General features: G+C 64.9%; 17 protein-coding genes. 12 read left to right on the forward strand and 5 right to left on the reverse strand.

Annotated features, from left to right (window positions below):
• Positions 1-122: 122 nt before the first annotated feature.
• The 3 genes from ETR14_RS07120 to ETR14_RS07130 all read left to right on the forward strand — a co-directional run bounded on the left by ETR14_RS07120 (position 123) and on the right by ETR14_RS07130 (position 2,667).
• Positions 123-1,274 carry an N-acetyltransferase gene (locus tag ETR14_RS07120; protein WP_129384012.1) on the forward strand — a complete coding sequence of 384 codons (1,152 nt, stop codon included), beginning with the start codon at positions 123-125 and terminating at the stop codon, positions 1,272-1,274.
• A 136-nt stretch (positions 1,275-1,410) separates the two neighbouring features.
• The gene (locus tag ETR14_RS07125) at positions 1,411-1,977 is read left to right on the forward strand and encodes a VOC family protein (protein ID WP_129384013.1); all 567 of its coding nucleotides are present in this window, start codon (positions 1,411-1,413) and stop codon (positions 1,975-1,977) included.
• 273 nt (positions 1,978-2,250) lie between these two features.
• On the forward strand, positions 2,251-2,667 hold the full coding sequence (locus tag ETR14_RS07130) for a DoxX family protein (RefSeq protein WP_129384014.1): 417 nt from the start codon (positions 2,251-2,253) through the stop codon (positions 2,665-2,667).
• 115 nt (positions 2,668-2,782) lie between these two features.
• On the opposite strand, the gene ETR14_RS07135 is transcribed toward ETR14_RS07130, so the two are convergent.
• From ETR14_RS07135 to ETR14_RS07145, 3 genes are all read right to left on the reverse strand, one after another.
• Positions 2,783-3,184, reverse strand: a complete 402-nt coding sequence (locus tag ETR14_RS07135) for a MerR family transcriptional regulator (protein WP_206185993.1) — start codon at positions 3,182-3,184, stop codon at positions 2,783-2,785.
• Between the two features lie 474 nt (positions 3,185-3,658).
• On the reverse strand, positions 3,659-4,612 hold the full coding sequence (locus tag ETR14_RS07140) for an alpha/beta fold hydrolase (protein ID WP_129384016.1): 954 nt from the start codon (positions 4,610-4,612) through the stop codon (positions 3,659-3,661).
• Positions 4,613-4,778: 166 nt separating this feature from the next.
• Positions 4,779-5,618 carry an alpha/beta fold hydrolase gene (locus ETR14_RS07145; RefSeq protein WP_206185994.1) on the reverse strand — a complete coding sequence of 280 codons (840 nt, stop codon included), beginning with the start codon at positions 5,616-5,618 and terminating at the stop codon, positions 4,779-4,781.
• A 356-nt stretch (positions 5,619-5,974) separates the two neighbouring features.
• Between ETR14_RS07145 and ETR14_RS07150 the strand changes: the two genes are divergently transcribed.
• Complete coding sequence (locus ETR14_RS07150) at positions 5,975-7,246, forward strand: cytochrome P450 (RefSeq protein WP_129384018.1); 1,272 nt, start codon at positions 5,975-5,977, stop codon at positions 7,244-7,246.
• Positions 7,247-7,343: 97 nt separating this feature from the next.
• Here ETR14_RS07150 and ETR14_RS07155 read toward each other — a convergent pair whose 3' ends face one another.
• Positions 7,344-7,865, reverse strand: a complete 522-nt coding sequence (locus tag ETR14_RS07155; protein WP_371416756.1) for a MarR family winged helix-turn-helix transcriptional regulator — start codon at positions 7,863-7,865, stop codon at positions 7,344-7,346.
• Between the two features lie 237 nt (positions 7,866-8,102).
• Here ETR14_RS07155 and ETR14_RS07160 point away from each other — a divergent pair, with 237 nt between their 5' ends.
• Positions 8,103-9,245, forward strand: a complete 1,143-nt coding sequence (locus tag ETR14_RS07160; protein WP_129384020.1) for a benzoate/H(+) symporter BenE family transporter — start codon at positions 8,103-8,105, stop codon at positions 9,243-9,245.
• A 180-nt stretch (positions 9,246-9,425) separates the two neighbouring features.
• Complete coding sequence (locus ETR14_RS07165) at positions 9,426-9,779, forward strand: UrcA family protein (protein WP_165356355.1); 354 nt, start codon at positions 9,426-9,428, stop codon at positions 9,777-9,779.
• A 222-nt stretch (positions 9,780-10,001) separates the two neighbouring features.
• Here ETR14_RS07165 and ETR14_RS07170 read toward each other — a convergent pair whose 3' ends face one another.
• Complete coding sequence (locus ETR14_RS07170) at positions 10,002-10,388, reverse strand: LysR substrate-binding domain-containing protein (protein WP_371416757.1); 387 nt, start codon at positions 10,386-10,388, stop codon at positions 10,002-10,004.
• Positions 10,389-10,740: 352 nt separating this feature from the next.
• Between ETR14_RS07170 and ETR14_RS07175 the strand changes: the two genes are divergently transcribed.
• The 6 genes from ETR14_RS07175 (at position 10,741) to ETR14_RS07200 (ending at position 19,094) form a co-directional block, all read left to right on the forward strand.
• On the forward strand, positions 10,741-12,354 hold the full coding sequence (locus ETR14_RS07175; RefSeq protein ID WP_129384023.1) for a GMC family oxidoreductase: 1,614 nt from the start codon (positions 10,741-10,743) through the stop codon (positions 12,352-12,354).
• Positions 12,355-12,490: 136 nt separating this feature from the next.
• Positions 12,491-13,270 carry a response regulator transcription factor gene (locus tag ETR14_RS07180; RefSeq protein ID WP_243455805.1) on the forward strand — a complete coding sequence of 260 codons (780 nt, stop codon included), beginning with the start codon at positions 12,491-12,493 and terminating at the stop codon, positions 13,268-13,270.
• 641 nt (positions 13,271-13,911) lie between these two features.
• Complete coding sequence (locus ETR14_RS07185; RefSeq protein ID WP_129384024.1) at positions 13,912-14,655, forward strand: response regulator; 744 nt, start codon at positions 13,912-13,914, stop codon at positions 14,653-14,655.
• 83 nt (positions 14,656-14,738) lie between these two features.
• Positions 14,739-15,575, forward strand: a complete 837-nt coding sequence (locus ETR14_RS07190) for a cytochrome-c peroxidase (protein WP_206185995.1) — start codon at positions 14,739-14,741, stop codon at positions 15,573-15,575.
• On the forward strand, positions 15,572-17,707 hold the full coding sequence (locus ETR14_RS07195; protein ID WP_129384026.1) for a DAHL domain-containing protein: 2,136 nt from the start codon (positions 15,572-15,574) through the stop codon (positions 17,705-17,707). The genes ETR14_RS07190 and ETR14_RS07195 overlap by 4 nt, the downstream gene beginning before the upstream one ends.
• 169 nt (positions 17,708-17,876) lie before the next feature.
• The gene (locus tag ETR14_RS07200) at positions 17,877-19,094 is read left to right on the forward strand and encodes a GAF domain-containing protein (RefSeq protein ID WP_129384027.1); all 1,218 of its coding nucleotides are present in this window, start codon (positions 17,877-17,879) and stop codon (positions 19,092-19,094) included.
• Positions 19,095-19,222: the final 128 nt, after the last annotated feature.

A 19,222-nucleotide genomic window follows, 5' to 3' on the forward strand; every position in this document is an offset into this window, starting at 1 on the left:
GTTTCGATGGTTCTCGCGTCGCAGGTGGTTAGAGCTCGAAGATCATGTCCCTCGTGCCATGCAAGACCGAGCCTTTCTGGCTGAGGCCGGCGTGGTCAAGGGATCAATCCGAAAGGCAACGCTTGCATACCGTAACGATCGCGCCCGTCATCACCGCCAACGACCGCAAGGCCTTCGTGGACCTGCCGTTCCGGCTCTACCGTGACGACCCGCATTGGGTACCGCCGCTCAAGGGTGAGGCGCTGGGGCTGATCACCCCCGAAAAGAACGGCTGGTTCAGCCACGCCAAGGTCCAGCTTTTCCTTGCTTGCGAAGGGAAGCGCGTGGTCGGGCGCATTTCGGCCCATATCGACACGCTCGCGCTCACCATGCCGCGGGAGCAGGGCTTTGGTCCCGGCGTCGGTCAATGGGGCTTGATGGAGGCCGAGCGGGAAGACATCTTCCTCGCTTTGGTGGCGCGCGCCGAGCGCTGGCTGCGCGATCAGGGCATGACCCGGGCACTGGGACCCATCAGCATGTCGATTTGGGAAGAGCCCGGCTTGCTCGTCGAGGGATTCGACCATCCGCCGACCATCATGATGGGCCACGCCCGGCCGGAATATCGCGACTGGATCGAGCGTGCGGGATATTCTCCGGTCAAGAAGCTCCTGACCTACGAGCTCGACATCACCGGAAATTTTCCGAAGATCGTCCAGCGGATCATCAAGTCCGGCGAGGCTAATCCGCGCATCCGCATCAGGGACACGGACAAAAACCGGTTCGAGGAGGAGGCGGCGATCATTCTCGCAATCCTCAACGACGCCTGGAAATCGAATTGGGGCTTCGTTCCGCTGACCGAGCCGGAAATTCGCGACGTTGGCGTGAAGCTGAAGCCGATCGTCTTCAACGACCTCATCCAGATCGCCGAGCTGGACGGCAGACCTGTCGCCTTCATGCTCACCCTCCCCGATTTGAACGAGGCGACGAAAAGCCTCAACGGCTCGCTCCTGCCGTTTGGCTGGATCAAGCTGCTCTGGTGGCTTCGCAAACCCAAGGTGAGGACCATGCGCGTTCCGTTGATGGGCGTGGTCAAGGAGCTTCAGACGTCGAGACTGGCCAATCAGCTCGCCTTCATGATGATCGAGCGTATTCGCCGTGCGGCCGTCGACAAATACGGCGCGACCCGCGGCGAGATCGGCTGGATATTGGACGACAATCGCGGAATGCTCTCCATCGCAACAACGATCCAAAGCGACATCAACAAGGTGTATGTCATCTACGGACGATCGCTTTGAGCTATGACTCGAAGACGTCTCGGTCGATCCCCATGCACTACAATGGTAATGACTCCCCTCCGAACCGCAACGTGCACGTAGGAGGAACCGCACAGGGTGCATCGGACGGCAATTTCGCCGCTGATTGGAGTTGCAGATGAGCACGAATATTCGTGATGAGTCGGGACCGAATCTCAAGACCCTTCCGGCCCTGCCCCGTTTTCACCACGCAGCCTACGTCTCTTCCGACCAGGAACGAACCCGTCACTTCTACGAAGATATTCTCGGGATGGAGCTGACCGGGTTCTGGGTCGAACATGAAGTCATCGGAGGCATCGCACACGAATTCAGCCTTTCCCTGTACGCGCTGGGTGACGGCAGCGCGCTGTCCTTCTTCAACTTCGCCGATCCCGAAATTCAACAGCAACATGCCGCGCACAGGCAGGGATTGTTCGTCCACCTGGCACTCAGGGTGAATGAGGATCACCAGGAACAGCTCCGCTGCCGGCTCCATGCAGCGGGCCTCGAGGCTTCGGAATTCGATCACGGCTACGCGCGCTCGCTCTACGTCCAGGATCCCGACGGCCAGATGATCGAATTCGCGGTGGAGCCCGAGCTGATGGACAGCATCGCGGTGCACCAGCGCGCCACCGCCCACGAGGCGCTGCGCCGTTGGCAGGGCGGAGACAGAACCGTCAACAACACCTTGCCCAGACAGCACTGATCCCTCGATCGGCGGCCTCGGCAAGCGTCCCGGGCACAACGCTGGCATGCTGGATCGACGGCATCGGCATGCCGGCGCTGTGTCGGGCATGTGCTCGTCCAAGTGGCGGCGTCACGGCAGACATCCCGATCCAAGCACCGCAGAACGGCCTCCCGAGAAGGCGGCGTGGAACGCGACGCCGCGTCCAATCTCCAGGCCCGAACGGTGCCGATCATTTCCGCCGCTCGGCGCGAACGCGTCGCTCCTCCTCAATTCTCGTCCCGGAGTAAACTCATGTCTCTTTCGATCGAACGCCTCTTGCGGCGGCGCACGGCCGCATTCATCGCCAGAACGGCCCTGACCTTTCCTTTTTGGGCGAGCGGCATCGTCAAGCTCGTCGATTTCGGGGGAGCACTCGCCGAGATGACCCATTTCGGTCTTCATCCGGCGACCTTTTTCGCCGTCGCGACGATCGCCGTTCAGCTCGGAGGTTCCTTCCTGATCATCGTCGACAGATTGGCCTGGCTGGGCGCCGGCGCGCTGGGCGTCTTCACCGGCCTGACGGTGATCGTGGCACACCACTTCTGGTCGATCGCCGAGGAACCCGCCCGAACCATCGCCTTCCACACTGCGATGGAGCATGTCGGCATCATCGGCGGCCTCTTTGCAGTCGCCATCCTGGCGGCCCGCCCGAGTTCCGAGCCGGTGTGAGGCATGCACGGCTCGGCATCGGCGGCACCGCGCCGGTGCCGAGCCTCAATGCGCGCGGCCCTGCTTGCGCGCTTTCATCAGGTCCGGGGCCGCTGCCCTAAGTGCGGGCGTGGACCTATCCTCCGTTGTCGCAGAGGTCGGCGATCCCCGCCAAAGCGTCACGCTCGATCTTCACCAGCTCGTCGAGGGTCAGCTCCAGCGCGACCTTCTGAGCCCGCAATTCTTCTATGCGCTCCCGGCAGCGGCCCGCTAATCCGCGCATCTGCACGACATGACGAGGATCGGCGTCATAGAGGGCGAGGAATTCGCGGATCTCGCGAAGGGAGAAGCCGAGCCGCTTGCCCCTGAGGATACGCCGCATGCGGTTGGTCTCACGCCGGGAATAGACTCGTTGGGTTCCCACGCGCTGGGGCGCGATCAGGCCTCGATCCTCGTACAAGCGCAACGTTCGCGGCGTGATGCCCAGGCTGTCGGCGACCTCCTGAATGCCTCGCAACTGTTCAATTCCGTCCGGCATCGGCGACCTCTTCATCCTCCACTCGCGTCTGTTCGCCTGGCCGATGGATGGCTCGGTGGTGCACGGTCTCGGAGCCGGGCGGCGCGGGCCGATCCTCTTGCCACAGCGTTTCTGCAGAAAGGTTCATCCATGAGACCCGATCTGCTCCGCGTCGCACCGGCGCGCCGGATCGGGCATCCGGATCGGCAAGCATGGAGCGCAGGCCGACCACCGGTGCGCCGGAGCGAAACAGACAAGGGGCGGAGCCTCGCTGCGAAGCCGGGCCGGAGCGGGTCGCGACAGCGGACGCTCTCCAACCAGCGACAACGCGACCATGCCGCCGATCAGCACAGCCGCGGCAGCCGCGACCAGCAGGCGATCGAAGAAAGCGTTCCAGCGCATGTTCAACGCTCGAGCGCCGGGAGCGGCCGCAGCCGAGCGGGACGCTGCACTCGCGTGCGGCAAGCGGGCTGTGCGCCAGCCACTCGCCCGCCCTCAGTCGGCACAGGGTCGCTGCCGCGGCACGGCCGCCGACGCGGCCCGCCGCCGCAGAGCCGGATTGTTCCTGCCCCGCATCCGAAAGGACGGCCGCTCCTTGTCGAGGAAAGCTAGGATCGAGCGCGTGACGGTTCTGGGGCACTGCCAGGGCGCAAAATGGCTTGCGGCGATGAACATCTCGAGCTCGGCACCGGGGATCGCGCCGGCGAGATACGCGGGATGGTCGTCGGTGATGAACTCGTCATGGTCGGCGCCTGCGATCAGCACCGCAGGGACGCTAATCGAGCCGAGTTCCTCCGGTGCGTAATCGGGTTGAGCCTTCTGCATCGCGCGAACGGCGGCACTCAGGCGGGGAAAAGCGTCAGGCGTTTGGGAAAGCGCCCGGTAATCTGCCACGAGCCGCGGGGCGACTGCGGCAAGGATCGGTGTTTCGCCAGCTCCGCTCCGAACCCCGCGCCGATCCATGTTCGCACCGAACGCGTACACACGGCCGAGCCGCGCGCCATGGCGCCTGGCAAGCACGAGGGCAGTGACCGCGCCGTCGCTCCATCCCACGATCGCCGGGCGCTGCAACTGCAGGCGATCGATTATGGCAAGAACATCGGCGGCCAACAGTTCGTAGCTCAGCGGCCGATCGCCGAGGCTACTGCGTCCATGGCCCCGGGAGTCCATGAGAATAACACGATGGCCGGCGGCGGCGAGCGCCGGCACCTGCTCGCTCCATGCGCGGCTGCTCGACAGCCCGCCATGCAGAAGGATCACCGGCGCACCTTTGCCGATGCTGCCGAACCAGAGCTGCGCGCCATCGCGGCGCAGATACTGCTGCGTCGGGATCGGCGGCAATGCCCGCTGCGCCGGGAGCGTCCGCCACGCCGGCGGCGCGGCGCGAAGATGCGCAGGGGCGCCAGGCGCCGGACTGAGGCCCGCGGCAGCACAGCCGGCGAGGAGCATGCATATTCGGCGCCGCCAATCGCTCGATGAAGGCGCAGCGGGACGACCCGATCTTGCCAGAACTTTTCGCATCCGGTGACTTCCTGGGGAGCTATGACCGCCGCCAAGCAGGCCGCGAGGGTGGCGGCCGGAATCGTGTCGCGGGCGATCGGCTTACGACGCCGCTTCAGGCGACCTTGGACAGCCTGCCCGTCACATCCGCCGTGAACGCGGCGACGAGCGCGTCATACGCCGGTGCCGAATGCCAGAAGGGCGCATGGCCATCCCCGCTCAGTCGATGGGCTCTCCCGCCCCACAAATTCTCGAACCGGATGCTTTCGATGTAGGCGAGGTTGACCAACGGATCGCGGCTTCCGTTGATCACCGCAATGGGGAGCGTGGCGCTCTCGACCGCATGCCGCTGATCGATCCCTGCGCCGGCCTGCGCCGCGGCGAACAGCCGCTCCCGAAATCGTCCGTCCGAGCGGATGATCGCGGCCCGCAGAAAGGGCTCGACGGGCTCTCCGAACATCGCACCGGCGAAAGCCTCGACCTCATCGGCGGACAGATCGCGCTTCGCGGCCGGCAACTTCGCCGGATTGGCCAGAAAGCCCTCTGCAAAGCCATTGCGGCGGATCGGCGGTGTGCCGGTGAGGATCAGCCCCTTCAGCCCGGGGAGCAGATCGATCATCTCGATCGCGATATGGCCGCCGAGCGACCAGCCCAGAACAATGGCCTCATCGAGCCCTAGGGTTTCGATCACCTCGGTTACCGCGCTCGCCAGGCCCGGCAGCGTGTAGGTCCGCTCGGGATCGGAAGCATTTGCGGACTCGCCATGCCCCGGCAAGTCGAGACTGATTAGCCTCAGACTCTCGCCCAGGGTTCCTTGCCATTGCCGGCCGAACACGGCGGCACAGGACGAATTGCCATGCACCATCACCAGTGGCGTGCCGGACCGTTGGTTATCCTGGACCGAGATCACGCCGTGCGAGGTCTCGATGTGCCTGCGGACGGGAGGGTGAGTCACGAGCGTCTCCTTGATCATTTTGATCGGCGGCCGCGCGGGCCGGCTGCCGAAATCGTTGCAGCGAACGATCTCTTCTGGCGAGGAGCGATAAAGCCGCGGGTTGAATCGTAAAAGTCGAATGGCGCTTCAGATGTAACAGATGGAATAAAGATGCCCAAATGATCTCTCCTTCGGTGGCCATATGATTTGCCAGCGACGCGATATCTCAAGAAGTTTTTTTTCGAATTGCGCGTTCTTCAGGAAGCATTTCCAAACGATCGTAAAACGATTGTTGCGCGTGCAACACGCCGCCGCCCTGATGCAACCAGACGGTAGCGCGCTCCCCCTAGAGACCCGACGCCTTAGGAGGAGACCTCATGAACGCCCCATGGAACGCCCCCGAACACGCGCAATCCCTCAAGGATCAGATTGACGGGTTGCCGATCGAACAGCTCGATGTTGGGCGCCCGGATTATTTCGAGCTCGGCGTCGCCGAGCATGCTCTGCATCGGCTGCGGCGCGAGGCGCCTGTTCATTATTGTGCCGGGGGCCTCTACGGCGCCTATTGGTCGATCACCCGGCACAGGGATGTCGAGGCCATCGAACTCGATCCCCAAACCTTCTCTTCCGATCATTTCAACGGCGGCATCACGATCGCCTCGCATCCGGACGAACCGCAATTCTTCCCCGCTTTCATCTCGATGGATCCGCCGCGCCACGGCGAGCACAGGAAAGCGGTGGCGCCGGCTTTCTCCCTCGATCGAATGAACGCGTTCGGCGAGCAGGTCCGCTTGTGGTGCGCCGAAATCCTCGACGACCTGCCGATCGGCGCAGCTTTCGATTGGGTCGATCGCGTGTCGATCGGGCTCACCGCACGCACCCTCGCGCTTCTGCTCGGAGTGCCCCAGGCACATGCGCGTGACCTCATCCGCTGGTCCGAGGCCGCCGTGGCCCTTCCCGGCCACCCCCTGTTCCCGACGATCGAGGCGAAGCTCGCCGCCTTGCACGAATGCTTCGCGATGTTCGACTCGATCTGGGAGAAGCGGCTCAGCGATCCGAGCGGCGGCGACCTCGTATCACTCCTCGCCAGTCGCCCGGAAACGCGCAACATGGCGAAAGCGGAATTTCACGGAAACATCCTCCTGCTTCTCGTCGGCGGCAACGACACGACCCGCAACAGCATCAGCGGGAGCGTCGTGGCGTTCGATCGCCACCCTGCGGAGCTGGCCAAGCTTCGCGCGGACCCCGGCCTCATTCGCAACCTGGCACCGGAGATCTTCCGTTGGCAGACGCCCCTGGCTCACATGCGCCGCACGGCCGTGCGAGACGTCGATTTCGAAGGCCGGCGGATCCGCAAGGGCGACAAGGTCGTCTTGTGGTATCTGTCCGCCAATCGTGACGAGAGGATTTTCGACGAGGGCGATGCGTTCGTGATCGATCGACGCAACGCGCGCCGTCAGCTCGCCCTCGGCGCCGGCATCCATCGATGCATTGGGGCGCGGGCCGCCGAATTGCAGGTGCGGATCTTGTGGGAGGAGATCCTCAAGCGCTTCCGGCGGATCGACGTGACGGCTGCGCCGAGAAGGACACCTTCCTGCTTCATCCACGGGTTCCAGGATCTGATCGTCAAGATCCCGGAGCGCGCGTGACGCCGCCAAGAGCAACTGCCGCAGCGCCTCGGCGCAGGCGGCGGGAAGACTTGCCCAATGTCGTGCGAATGCCGACGGCAAACGATCAAGCGGCGCTTCATCCCGGCTGCCAAGCACCGGACTCCTGGTAAAGGGCGTCGCGCAGGGCCCTCACCTTGCGGTTCAATCCGGCGAGTTGTTCGGGTGTCTGGTGCGAGGCCTCCAGCAACGCGCTGCCAAGGCAGCCGGCGTCGGGCCGAAGAGCTCTGCCCTTGTCCGTCAACGAAATGAGCACCTGACGTTCGTTGATCGGGTTGCGCTTCCGGACCAGGATTCCGTTGGCTTCGAGCCGCTTCAGCAGGGGCGTGAGGGTGCTCGATTCCAGGGCAAGCCGATCGGCAATGGCACCGACGCTCTGCCCATCCTCTCGCCACAGGATGTTGAGCACCAAAAATTGCGGGTAGGTCAGCCCCATCCGGTCGAGCAGCGGCTTGTAGACGCGCTGGATCGCGATCCCGGCGGAGTAGATTGCATAGCAAAGCTGCTCTTCCAGGGGCACCGGCCCCGTATCCGTCGTCATCAAATCGCCTTTCGCGTGCAGGTCCGAACTTTGATATCGCAATAAGACTTGGGGGAACAAGCGTTACCGGAAGCGCGTGACCGCCGAGTCCGACACCTTATGCCTCAACGGCTGTGACGCGACAGAACCGGGGGCGCCGCCGGCACCGCGCGTGCCCGCCGTATCAAGGATCTGCTTGCCGAACCTCACAAGTTCCGGTCTCTGCGGGTCGTGCGCGTAAACACCTGGACCAGGCGTGATCGCAGGCTCCGCAGCATTCCGAACGGGAGACGACCTTTGCTCGAAAGATCCCCGCCAATGGCGTCCTGGTCGGCAGCGTTGGTGGCCGCCCTCGTCGGGTTCGGCGGCACGATCGTACTGGTCGTGCAGGCGATGGAAAATATGGGGGCTTCCGTCGAGGAGATCGGGTCGGCGGTTACCGCCTTGTGCCTGGGAATCGCGCTTGGCGGTGCAGCGCTTTCCTTCCGCCTCCGCATGCCCGTGATTCTCGCATGGTCCACCCCCGGCGCCGCGCTTCTGGCGGCAGCCCCGGGCGTCGATTGGCCGCTGGCACTGGGCGCTTTCCTCGCTGCCGGCCTGTTGATGATCGTCCTTGGCGCAATCCCGTGGCTGTCTCGGCTTGCGGAACGCATTCCCGGTTCGATCGCGTCTGCGATGCTCGCCGGCGTCCTGCTGCCCTTTTGCCTCGAGCTGTTTCGGCTGACGGCGGTCGATCCGCTCCTGGTCACGACCCTCCTTGCCATCTTCGTCGTCGCCCGGCGCCGATTGCCCCTGCACGCATTATTGCTGGTTCTCGTAGGCGGCGTCGCGCTCACCCTCGTGAGGGGCACCCTGGCGCCGCTGCCGGCGGGCGAGACCCTAGGCAGGCTGCTGCCCGTCCTTCCACGCTTCGACGTACGAACGCTCATCAGCGTGGGGCTTCCCTTGTTCCTGGTCACCCTCGCGTCCCAGAACCTGCCCGGCCTGCTGGTTCTTCGCAGCGCCGGCTATGGCCCGCCCCCGCGATCGCTTCTCGTCGGCACTGGGCTCGCCACCGTGGCCGGGGCACCGTTCGGCGCCCACGCGGTCAACCTTGCGGCCATCACTGCGGCAATCTGCACCAATGCGGAGGCGCACCCTGATAAAGACAGGCGCTGGATCGTCGGAATGCTGTACGCGGGCTTCTATCTCGTCCTCGCACTCTTCTCGCCGGGTCTGGTGCGCCTGTTCCTCGCTTTGCCTCACGCGGTGGTGGCTGCGCTCACCGGCCTTGCCCTTGTTCCGGCATTTACCGGCGCGGCCGGCGCGATGCTGTCGGGACACGAAGATCGCGAACCGGCCATACTGACCTTCCTTGTGACCGGATCGGGCATGACCATGCTGGGGCTTGGATCAGCCTTCTGGGGCTTGATGATCGGTTTCGCCGCCTTGGCCGTCACCGGAGTGCTGCGAAAAGCCTGAGCACGGGCGTACGGATTGCCCTGGTGACGATACCGCAATAACAGTTGCGAGCTAATAGCAGATGATTGCCTGACTACAACTGCCATAATGTTCAGGCGATCCGCATCAGTACTGAAACAGGTCGAGGTTATTCGTCGCCACATCGAGAAACAGATGTGAGTGAACGAAATGCAGTCAAACATGATCTCCCGCTTGTTGCTGTGGAACCTGGCGGTGATGGTTACCGGTGCGGCGATCCTGGCCCAGCCAGGCGCCGCTTCCGCCGCCGATCCGCTCGACGAGCCGCGGACCGCGCTCGTTCGGATCGATGATCTCGACCTGGGCTCTGCGGAGGGGCAGCAGAGGCTCGATCGCCGCATCGGCACTGCCGCACGCCGCGTGTGCGGGTTCGAGCGTATGCTCAGCCGCGTCATCAGAGAGTGCATGGCGGAGGCAAAGCAGAGCGCCATCTCCCAGCTCCGACAGGCCGCACCGGTGACGCGGGAGGCCGACGCGCCCGCTCCGGGACGCGTCGGCGACGTATATTCTCGTTAGCGCAAGCCTGAAGCCCGCTCCGCGTCCTTTCGGGGCGGGTCGAAGGTCTACTCTCTTCTGCCGTCCCGATGGACCCGGCGGTGCCACAAAACGCCTACGGACGTAACGGATGGCGACCTTCCCGAAGTCGTCCGCCAGCGTCTCGGCTAGTCCGCTCGAGATCGTGATCGTGATGGGACATGGGTATCGAGAGGCCGCACACCATTCTGCCTTGCCGATCGGTCACCAGACAGCTTGGGCGGGAGCACTCGCTCCGGCATCCGAGGCGTCGGCTTTGCCGCGAAGCTCCCGGGCGAGGGCGACGAATGCCCTGAGCGCGACCGAAGCGTTGCGCCGCCCTCGGTGATAGAGACAAAGCGCCGACAGCGGCGGCGTCCAATCTTCAAGGACGCGGACCAGTCGCCCCGCGCGAATGTCGGCAAGCACGTCCGGCTCCATGAAAAAGCCGAGACCAATTCCGGAAAGCACGACCGCGCGGGAAAGGCTTGCCTCGTCCGGGGTAATCGGCCCTTCGAGGTCGACCTGGACCGTCTCTCCAATCTCTTCGACGATCACCGCGTCGGAATACGTGATCGACGGCGGCACCGTTCCGACGGTCTGATCCGCCACGTCGCAGACACCGGCGGAGCGGCTCGTCCCACTGCCTCTGCCCGTCACGCGCAACGGGCCGGATATTTGACGGTTCGCCTCGAATGCGCCGCCGCGCCCAAAAAAATTGAAATATTATACTTGATAGAATTGATAGATTTGATATCTGACCGCCACCGCCGCGGAGGGAGTGTCCCTTCCGCCGGCTTGGTGCTCCTCCAGCCCTGACCCGGCCGGGGGAGCCTCGGGTCGACACGCGGTGCAGGCACGTGCCGTGCAGCCTTCGAGCGCCACGGCCGGGCACGGACGGATTTACCGGCCGGGTCACGTGGCTGCGAACGGCGGTGGATCCGCTTTCGAAGGAGGTCCAAGAATGAATTCGCACCATCAAGACGCGCTGGATTTCGCCCGACGCGCGCGCGCAAACCAGGATCGGCTGACTGCCGATCTGAAATCGCACTACGACTTCATCATCTGCGGCGCGGGGTCATCCGGCTCGGTGGTCGCTCGGCGGCTGGCCGAGAATCCAGATGTGCAGGTCCTGCTCCTCGAAGCGGGCGGGAGCGACGAGGTCGCTCCCGTGCTCGATCCCGCGCAATGGCCGACGAACCTCGGCAGCGAGCGCGACTGGGGTTTCCAGGCCGAGCCCAATCCGCACCTGAACGGCCGTTCGCTGTCGATGTCGATGGGCAAGGTGCTCGGCGGCGGCTCCAGCATCAACGTGATGGTCTGGGCCCGCGGGCACCGCAGCGACTGGGATCATTATGCGGCGGAGGCCGGCGACGAGGATTGGGGCTATGACAACGTCCTTTCACTCTACCGCCGAATCGAGAATTGGCAGGGCCGGCCGGATCCGGAATTTCGCGGCGCATCGGGGCCGGTCTGGGTCCAGCCGGCCTCCGATCCCAGCCCGGTTGCGCATGCGATGCTGGCCGCCGCCTCGGAACTCGGCATCCCGACATTCGATTCTCCGAACGGCGAGATGATGGAAGGTCCCGGGGGGGCCGCGATCAGCGACATGCTGGTCCGCGACGGTCAGCGCCAGTCTCTGTATCGTGCCTACCTCCATCCGTGGCTCGATCGCCCAAACCTTACCGTGCTGACCGGCGCAACGGTCCGCCGGGTGGTTCTCGACGGTAAGCGGGCCACCGGAGTGGAGATCGTGCATGGCGGCCGCGTCTCGACCATCGGTGCACGCAGCGAGATCGTGCTGTCGCTCGGCGCGATGCACACGCCGAAGGTGCTGATGCATTCCGGAATCGGCGACCGCGACGAGCTAGGGCGCCACGGCATTCCGCTCGTGCAGCATCTGCCCGGCGTCGGTCGCAACCTGCAGGATCACGTGTCGTTCGGCTGCATCTGGGAATATGCCGAGCCCATCGCGCCCCGCAACAGCGGCAGCGAGGCCACCCTTTACTGGAAGAGCCGGCCGGATCTCGATGCACCGGATCTGCTCTTCTGCCAGGTCGAGTTTCCGGTCCCCAGCGAGCGAACCGCGGCCCTCGGCGTTCCCGAGCATGGCTGGACCATGTTCGCCGGCCTCGCACGTCCTGCCAGCCGAGGCCGCCTGCGGCTCACGAGCGCAGACCCGATGGCGCCGATCACGATCGATGCCAACATGCTGTCGGATCCCGCCGACATGGAGGCTGCCGTCGGTTGCGTCCAATTGTGCCGGGAACTCGGCAACGCCCAGGCGTTCAGCCCCTACGTCACACGGGAGGTCATGCCCGGCAACGTCGCCGGAGACGATCTCGAGGACTATATCCGCAACTCGGCCGTCACCTACTGGCACCAGACCTGCACCGCGAAGATGGGTCAGGATGCGATGTCGGTCGTCGACCACAAGCTGCGGGTCTACGGTGTCGATGGCTTGCGCATTGCAGACGGTTCGATCCTGCCGCGGGTGTCGACCGGAAACACGCAGGCGCCCTGTGCGATCGTCGGTGAGCGGGCAGCAGACATCCTGCGCGTAAGCCACGGCCTCTGATCCTCGGATAAGATCCCGCTTTTCCTCCCGTGCGCGCCGGACGGGCTGGGGCGTGCCCCCCTCGAGCCGATCGCCTCGAACAGGCTCGAGGGGCCGTGCGCACCAGCCCCGGCCGGCGCAGAAGGTTAGAAAATCCATGTATCACTTCACTGACATGCCGCAGGGGATCGGCCCCCGAACGATGCCACCGATCCCGGCCGCCCAGCTCGGGCGCGTGCTGGTCATCGACGATGACCCCACTGCCCGCGAGCGGATCATGCAGCCGCTGACGGACCAGCAATGCGTGGCCGTGGGCACCATGCGGCGTGACGCCGCGCGTCACCTTCAGACGGATCAATTCAGTCTGGTCATTCTCGATGTCAGGCGCGAAGCCCTGAACGGCTTCGACACCCTGCGCCAGGTTCGGACCCGTTCCAACGTACCGGTGATCCTGATCACCGAGGCACGCCATGACGAAATCGATCGCGTGCTGGCACTCGAGCTCGGTGCTGACGACCTCCTTCCGCAACCGTTCAGCGTGCGAGAGCTCATCGCGCGGGCGCGCGCGATCCTGCGCCGGCAGGAATATGGCCGCCGGTTCACCGGGCCATCGCCAAGGGGCGGCTACCGTTTTCAGGGCTGGGAATTGCGTCACACGATCCGGACGCTGACCAATCCCGCGGGTAACGAGGTCGAGCTCACCAAGAAGGAATATGCCCTTCTGACCGCATTTCTGGACGCGCCCGGCCGGCCGCTGTCCAGGCTCCATCTCATGCGGGCCACACGCACCCACGAAGACATTTTCGATCGCAGCATCGATGTTCAGGTGCTTCGGCTCAGACGCAAGCTGTCCGCACATCCCCGCGGCGGCGACCTGATCAAGACGGAACGGAGCTATGGCTATCGGTTCGACGCGACTGTCGAGACCCTGTTCTGAGCTTGCGGACGCATCGCCTACCGCCCAGCAGACGCAAGCGAGACCTCCGACGGCGTCGGCAACGCCACCGGTTTAGCTTGCTAGGCAAAGGGCGACAGGAATGCAGCCAGCCGCAGCCAGGGGGCGGCTCGACTCTCCTCCCCTTGCTCAGTTTTGCAGGTCCGCGCGGTCGCCTTCGCGCGCTCCCGCCAGCTCGATCGGGCGTGGCCGGCGCAAGTCAGGCCTCGGCGCTTTCGGATGACGCGTGCACGAGGTTCCGGGGTCTGAGTGCCGAGGTCGCTGCAGAACCTCGCCTCGGGTTCCCGACCTTCACCGCTCGGGACCCCGGAATAGCAGGCGCATCCGATGGCTGGACTTTCAGAATGACAAGGCAAGTCCGCATATTCCTTGTTCTTGAACAGCTCGGCTGACCTGTCAATCGCCCCCTTGTTTCCGATGCAACGCGTTGCATCGCCAGCAAGTCATTCCTCTCCGACGTGCCACGCGGTTGATCGCCTCATCGCACCGGGCAGTCCGCTGGCCGATAGTTAGGAAAGAACTGTTACGGTTGTTACCATCGCTATTCTTGGCCGAGGAAAACGACCTTAGAGGCGCCTCGACCTCACGGGGAGGTAACCAATGAGGTGTTTGCAGTGACTTTTATGAACAATAGTGAGTTCACGTCCCAGGCGAAGGCGGCGCGTGTGCTGGTCGTGGACGACGATCCGGCGATGCAGCGCATGATCGTCGCCTACCTGATCGAGCACAATCTTCGTGCCACCTCGGTCTCCGGGCGCGAGGGCCTGATGCGATCGATCACAATCCGCGAGCCGGACCTGGTGGTGCTCGACCTTCACCTCGGTGAAGATGACGGGCTCGACATCCTGCGTGAGCTCCGCGCCAGGAGTGTCGTCCCGGTCATCCTCATCACCGGCGGTCGCCGCGAGGAGGTCGATCGGGTGCTGGGGCTCGAGCTCGGAGCCGACGACTATCTGACCAAGCCCTTTGGCCTTCGCGAACTGCTTGCCCGTATCCGCGCGGCGCTCCGACGCCGCAGCATGGATCGCATGAGCCCGGCCAAGCAGCGTGAATGCACCTTCCGCTTCGCCGGCTGGACATTCGACCAGCGCCAGCGCCAACTCACCTCGCCGACCGGCGAAGTCGTCGTCCTCACCAAGGGCGAGTTCGCATTGCTGAGCGCCTTCCTCCAGGCACCGCGCCGGCCGCTCACCCGCGAACATCTGCTCCAGGCGACGAGGGTTCACGAAGACGTTCTGGATCGCAGCATCGACGTCCAAATCCTCCGGCTGCGGCGCAAGCTCCAGGACCCCCCGCACGCGCCCCGCCTCATTCGGACGGAACGCGGAGTCGGCTACCGGTTCGACTGCGAGGTGGAACTCGTGTGAGGAGCTTCGCGCTTCCTCTGGCCCTCGCATGCTGCATGCTCGCCCCGCCGGCCAGATCCCGAGAGGACGGGGTTCCCGTTGGCGTGATCGAGACACAATCGCGCCTGCCTCAGAGCCGCGGCAGCAAGATCGACCTCGGCAGAGACCTGTTCCACGACCGCCGGATCTCGGCTTCGCTGACGCTGAGTTGCGCCTCCTGTCACGATCTCGAGACCAATGGCGCGACATCACGGCGCTTCGATCGCGGGATTTCCGGCCGCCGCCTCCAGTTCAACACGCCGACCGTGTTCAACAGCGTCCATAATTATCGGCTCGGCTGGGAAGGCAGGACGCGCACCCTCAAAGATTTCGCGATCGGCACGCTCGGGAGCGAGCATGTGATGCGCGATCGCGATCGGTCCGCAGAGCGCTTTGCCGCCGATCCCCGGATGTTCGCCCGCTTCGAGGAAGTCTACGGCGCCGGCCCGAACCGGACCACGATCGCCGATGCGCTCGCCAGCTTCATGAGCACGCTAGTGACCCCGGCCCCGTTCGATCGATGGCTGCGCGGCGATCGCGCTGCGCTCACGCCGCAGCAGGTGCGCGGCTACGAACGGTTCAAACGCGCCGGATGCGCAAGCTGCCACCAGGGTGTGAACCTCGGTGCGAACCTGTTCCAGCGCCGCGGCATCTTCCATCCGATCGGCGGCAAAGGCCCCGATGATCTGAGGGTGCCGAGCCTCAGGAACGTTGCGGTCACTGCGCCTTACTTTCACGACGGCCGCGTCGCCTCGCTGCCCGGCGCGATCCGGGTGATGGCCCGGTCCCAGCTCGATCTGACCCTTGCCGATGAGGACGTTCGCGACATCGCCGCCTTTCTGCGCGCGCTGACCGGAACCTATCGAGGCCGCCCGCTGCGGCAGGCGAGCGTTCGGGAATGAGATGGCTGCCCTGTCTGCGGATCGGCACCATTCTCCTGTTTCTGCTCTGCACCGCACTCGCCAGCCTGACGCTCCGGGCGATGAACGACAGCCGACGGTGGATGACCGCCTCCAGCGACGCGATGATCGGCTACGCGCTCGCCGAGCGCGCCTTGCAGGTGGATCTGCTCAGCCTGCGCGCCGGGCTCCTTCGCAATTATGATCCGGTCAACCGCGATCTCGCCGTCGCTCGCAAGAACCTCGCCGTCCTCCGCAGCAGCTTCCAACGAGCATCCTCACAGCGGCTCGTGGCCACCCTGATGCGCATCGGCGATCGCCAGGAAGCGCTCGTCGAACAGTTCAAGAGCAGCAATGCTCTGCTGCAAAACTCGCTGACCCGCTTCGCGGTCGCGGGAACGTCGGACGCGGCGGCCGGCGACCCTCTGTCGGCCCGGATCCTCAGGCTGACCTTGGACACGAGCCCGCAGACCGTGATCGAGGCCGAGAAGGCGCTGCGCAGGATACCAGCGGCACGGGACGGCACGCCGGAGTCGCAATTGCTGTCCCATGCGCGTTTGCTGGTTGCGGTGCTGCCTCGGATCGACGGCCTGCTCCAGTCGCTGCGCAGCCTGCGCACCGAAAGCCGGATCGTCGCGCTCCAACGCGCCGTACAGACGGATGCGGAGGAACGCATGGCCCGGGTTCGAACGCTCCAGGTCACCTTCGGCGTTCTGCTGCTGATGTTCGTGACGAACATATTGGCCCTGCTGCTGGTCCAGCATGTCGCCGGGCGAGACCTCAGGGCACAGGCTGCGAACGAGCGGCTCAATGCCGCTATCGCAACGCCGCTGATCGACACGGAGCCGGCGAACTTCATTGCCCGGATTCATGAAGCGATGCACCGGCTCGCCCTCCATATCGACGCCACGCGGCTTCAGCTGATCATTCCCGATTGTACGGGAAATCGTCTCTTTTCGTGGCCCGACACGGATCCCGAGTCCGATTGGCTGCAGAGGTTGGTAGAAGCGGCCGGAGCGGACTCCGCCTGGGTGGGGGACCGCGTGATCGCATCCCGCGCGGACGACAGGCGCTATCCGCTGCTGCGGCGGACCATGACTGCCATTGGCATGGACAATCTGGCGATGCTCCGCATCTCCGAACCATGTGCGCTCGTGATCGGCTTCGAGCCGAAAAGCCTAGGCTTCGTCGAAAGGCGTGACAATCTGGCCGGCATCACCTCCGCGATCATTGCGATCGCGCACGGTGCCCGCCGGGAGGCGATGCAGGTCGAGCGCGAGAGGCTCGAGAGAAGCCTCGCTCGTGCGGGCCGCATGGAGACGATCGGCGCAATGGCGAGCGGCGTCGCGCACAACTTCAACAACATCATCTGCGCGATCCGCGGCTTCGCCGAATTGGGGCAGGAGCGAACCCGCGCCGGATCGCCGGGCCGAACCTGCTTCAACGAGATATGCGCGGCAGCCGATCGTGCGAGCGATCTGATCGACGACATCCTGCACTTCGGCAAGCAGGATCGGGCGACGAAGCAGCCCGTGGACTTGCTCGGCGTGCTCAAGCAAACGGTGCGGCTGCTTGCCGGAGCAACCCGCTCGAAACGATGCTTCGAACTGCAGCCGTCGACGCATAGCCGATTTCCTGTCCTTGGCGCCGGCAGCGACCTGCAGCAGGTCTTCTTGAACATCTGCAACAACGCCCGCGAGGCAAGCCGCGGAAGCCCGGTGACGATCTCGATCGAATCGGCCGTGCTGCGGAATGAAAGCCAGAACGCCATATCCGGGCTTTCCCCTGGCCGCTACGTTGTCGTGCGGGTTCGTGACGCGGGGCCGGGAATTGCGGAGTCGGTCAGAGAGCGTTTGTTCGAGCCATTCTTCACCACCAAGGCGGCGGGCACTGGCCTTGGCCTGTCGACAGCCTGGGAAATCGTCCAGGATCATGGGGGAACCATCGCGGTCGAGAACATGCCGGACGGCGGTGCCTGCTTCTCGGTTTGGCTGCCGGAGCTTGATGCGAGGCCGGAGACCGAGGCAGCCGCGGTCGCGCCCTCCGTCGGGCCGTCAGCGCCCGCGGCCGCGCGGCAGCAAAGGCGCCGCTCCTGCTGGTTGAGGTCAGCGTTCAACCCCACCGGATCCGGATGAGGGGACCCGTCGTCCAAGCACGGCTGCGGGAGACGGTGGGGGGCCGCGGTCGAGGCTGCGGCCTCTCCGCTAGCGATTATATCATATTTCGGTCGAGGCCGAAGCGTACTATATCGTACGGGTGCGCGCCGGCCTTGCAGTCTGTGGGTCGATCCTGAGGTGAATGGACATGAGCAAGACTGACAAAGAGATCCTGACGACGGCGGACACGGCAAAGCTGCTCGGCGTCTCCGTCAGGACGGCGCAGTTGCTCATCGAAGGCGGATCGATCACGTCCTGGAAAACGCCGGGCGGTCACCGTCGGGTCTACCGCTCCGACGTGCTGTCGCTCATCGATGACCGCCCCGCCGCGGTCGCCCCCCTGCCCTCCGCCACGGTCTTCGTTCTCGGCACCGCAGAACGGCTCGCGCTCTACGACCGCCTGTTCGCGACCGTCCCGGAGTGCACGGTCGACACGTTCGAAGATGTGCTCGAAGCGCTCGTCGCCGTCGGTTCGGTGAAGCCGCACACGATCATCGTCGACCTGGGGGGCTCGGGCACCGACCGGCTGCCATTACTCCGGAGCCTGGCCACCAGTCCTGCCACTGACGGGACCCAGATCATGGTGGTGGGAGATGACGGCCTCGTGCCCCGCGATCTGCTGCCCAAACTTGCGTGCGCAGCCACGCCCGAAGATGCCGTTTCGGCAGTCCGGGCAACGTTGAGCGACACGGAAGAGCTCAAGGTCACCCTTTCGGACCAGACCTTCCCGATCGCTCTCAACGAAGGCCGGCGGCTGGTGGCGCTGGAGCGTTCCGGACTGGTCGACAGCGCACCGGAAGAGGCATTCGACCGTCTTACCTGGCTTGCCGCCCACGGCCTCAAGGCACCGGTGGCCCTGATGACCTTGCTCACCCCAACCCGGCAATGGTTCAAGTCGCGGTTCGGGCTCGACCTTCCCGAGACGCCGCGCAGCTGGGCATTCTGCAACCATACGGTGATGCAGAAGGGTGTCTTCTCGGTCGAGGATCTCGCCACCGATCCGCGCTTTGCGGACAATCCCGCGGTGAAGGGCGAGCCTCGCTTCCGCTTCTATGCGGGCGCGCCGGTGCTCGACGAGGACGGGTTCGTGGTCGGATCGCTGTGCGTCATCGACCACAAGGCACGCACGCTCAGCGATCACGAAGCGCAGACCATATCGGCCCTCGCTGCGCTCGCCTCCGACGAGGTGCGCTTGCGCGCTTTGGATAGGAAGCTGCGGGAGGCCAGTCGCAGGCACCCCGAAAGGGCAGCGGCGGCCGGCGCAGGCGCAGGGACAGCGGCCAATGAAACTGCGGCGATCCCGTTGCGGCCGACGAAAGCTGCCCGTCGTGGCGGATCCGGAAAGACGAAAACATCCGGTGCCTGATACGGCCGCTCGCATCTGCCATGGCCCCGCCTCCGCGGCCGGATCGCGGCGACAGCTGCCCCTATACCAGAGGATGAGTTGCGCCGCGCCGAGAGGGCGCGAGAGTGGTCGCCAGTCGATCGGGTTGG

The organism is Sphingosinicella sp. BN140058 (assembly GCF_004135585.1).
Taxonomy (GTDB): domain Bacteria; phylum Pseudomonadota; class Alphaproteobacteria; order Sphingomonadales; family Sphingomonadaceae; genus Allosphingosinicella.

What these genes read in the sequence shown, in the direction of transcription:
- ETR14_RS07125 (WP_129384013.1), top strand. Translation starts at nt 1,411, where the DNA reads ATGAGCACGAATATTCGTGATGAGTCGGGACCGAATCTCAAGACCCTT.
- ETR14_RS07130 (WP_129384014.1), top strand. Translation starts at nt 2,251, where the DNA reads ATGTCTCTTTCGATCGAACGCCTCTTGCGGCGGCGCACGGCCGCATTC.
- ETR14_RS07135 (WP_206185993.1), bottom strand. Translation starts at nt 3,184, where the DNA reads ATGCCGGACGGAATTGAACAGTTGCGAGGCATTCAGGAGGTCGCCGAC.
- ETR14_RS07140 (WP_129384016.1), bottom strand. Translation starts at nt 4,612, where the DNA reads ATGCTCCTCGCCGGCTGTGCTGCCGCGGGCCTCAGTCCGGCGCCTGGC.
- ETR14_RS07150 (WP_129384018.1), top strand. Translation starts at nt 5,975, where the DNA reads ATGAACGCCCCATGGAACGCCCCCGAACACGCGCAATCCCTCAAGGAT.
- ETR14_RS07160 (WP_129384020.1), top strand. Translation starts at nt 8,103, where the DNA reads ATGGCGTCCTGGTCGGCAGCGTTGGTGGCCGCCCTCGTCGGGTTCGGC.
- ETR14_RS07165 (WP_165356355.1), top strand. Translation starts at nt 9,426, where the DNA reads ATGATCTCCCGCTTGTTGCTGTGGAACCTGGCGGTGATGGTTACCGGT.
- ETR14_RS07175 (WP_129384023.1), top strand. Translation starts at nt 10,741, where the DNA reads ATGAATTCGCACCATCAAGACGCGCTGGATTTCGCCCGACGCGCGCGC.
- ETR14_RS07180 (WP_243455805.1), top strand. Translation starts at nt 12,491, where the DNA reads ATGTATCACTTCACTGACATGCCGCAGGGGATCGGCCCCCGAACGATG.
- ETR14_RS07185 (WP_129384024.1), top strand. Translation starts at nt 13,912, where the DNA reads ATGAACAATAGTGAGTTCACGTCCCAGGCGAAGGCGGCGCGTGTGCTG.
- ETR14_RS07195 (WP_129384026.1), top strand. Translation starts at nt 15,572, where the DNA reads ATGAGATGGCTGCCCTGTCTGCGGATCGGCACCATTCTCCTGTTTCTG.
- ETR14_RS07200 (WP_129384027.1), top strand. Translation starts at nt 17,877, where the DNA reads ATGAGCAAGACTGACAAAGAGATCCTGACGACGGCGGACACGGCAAAG.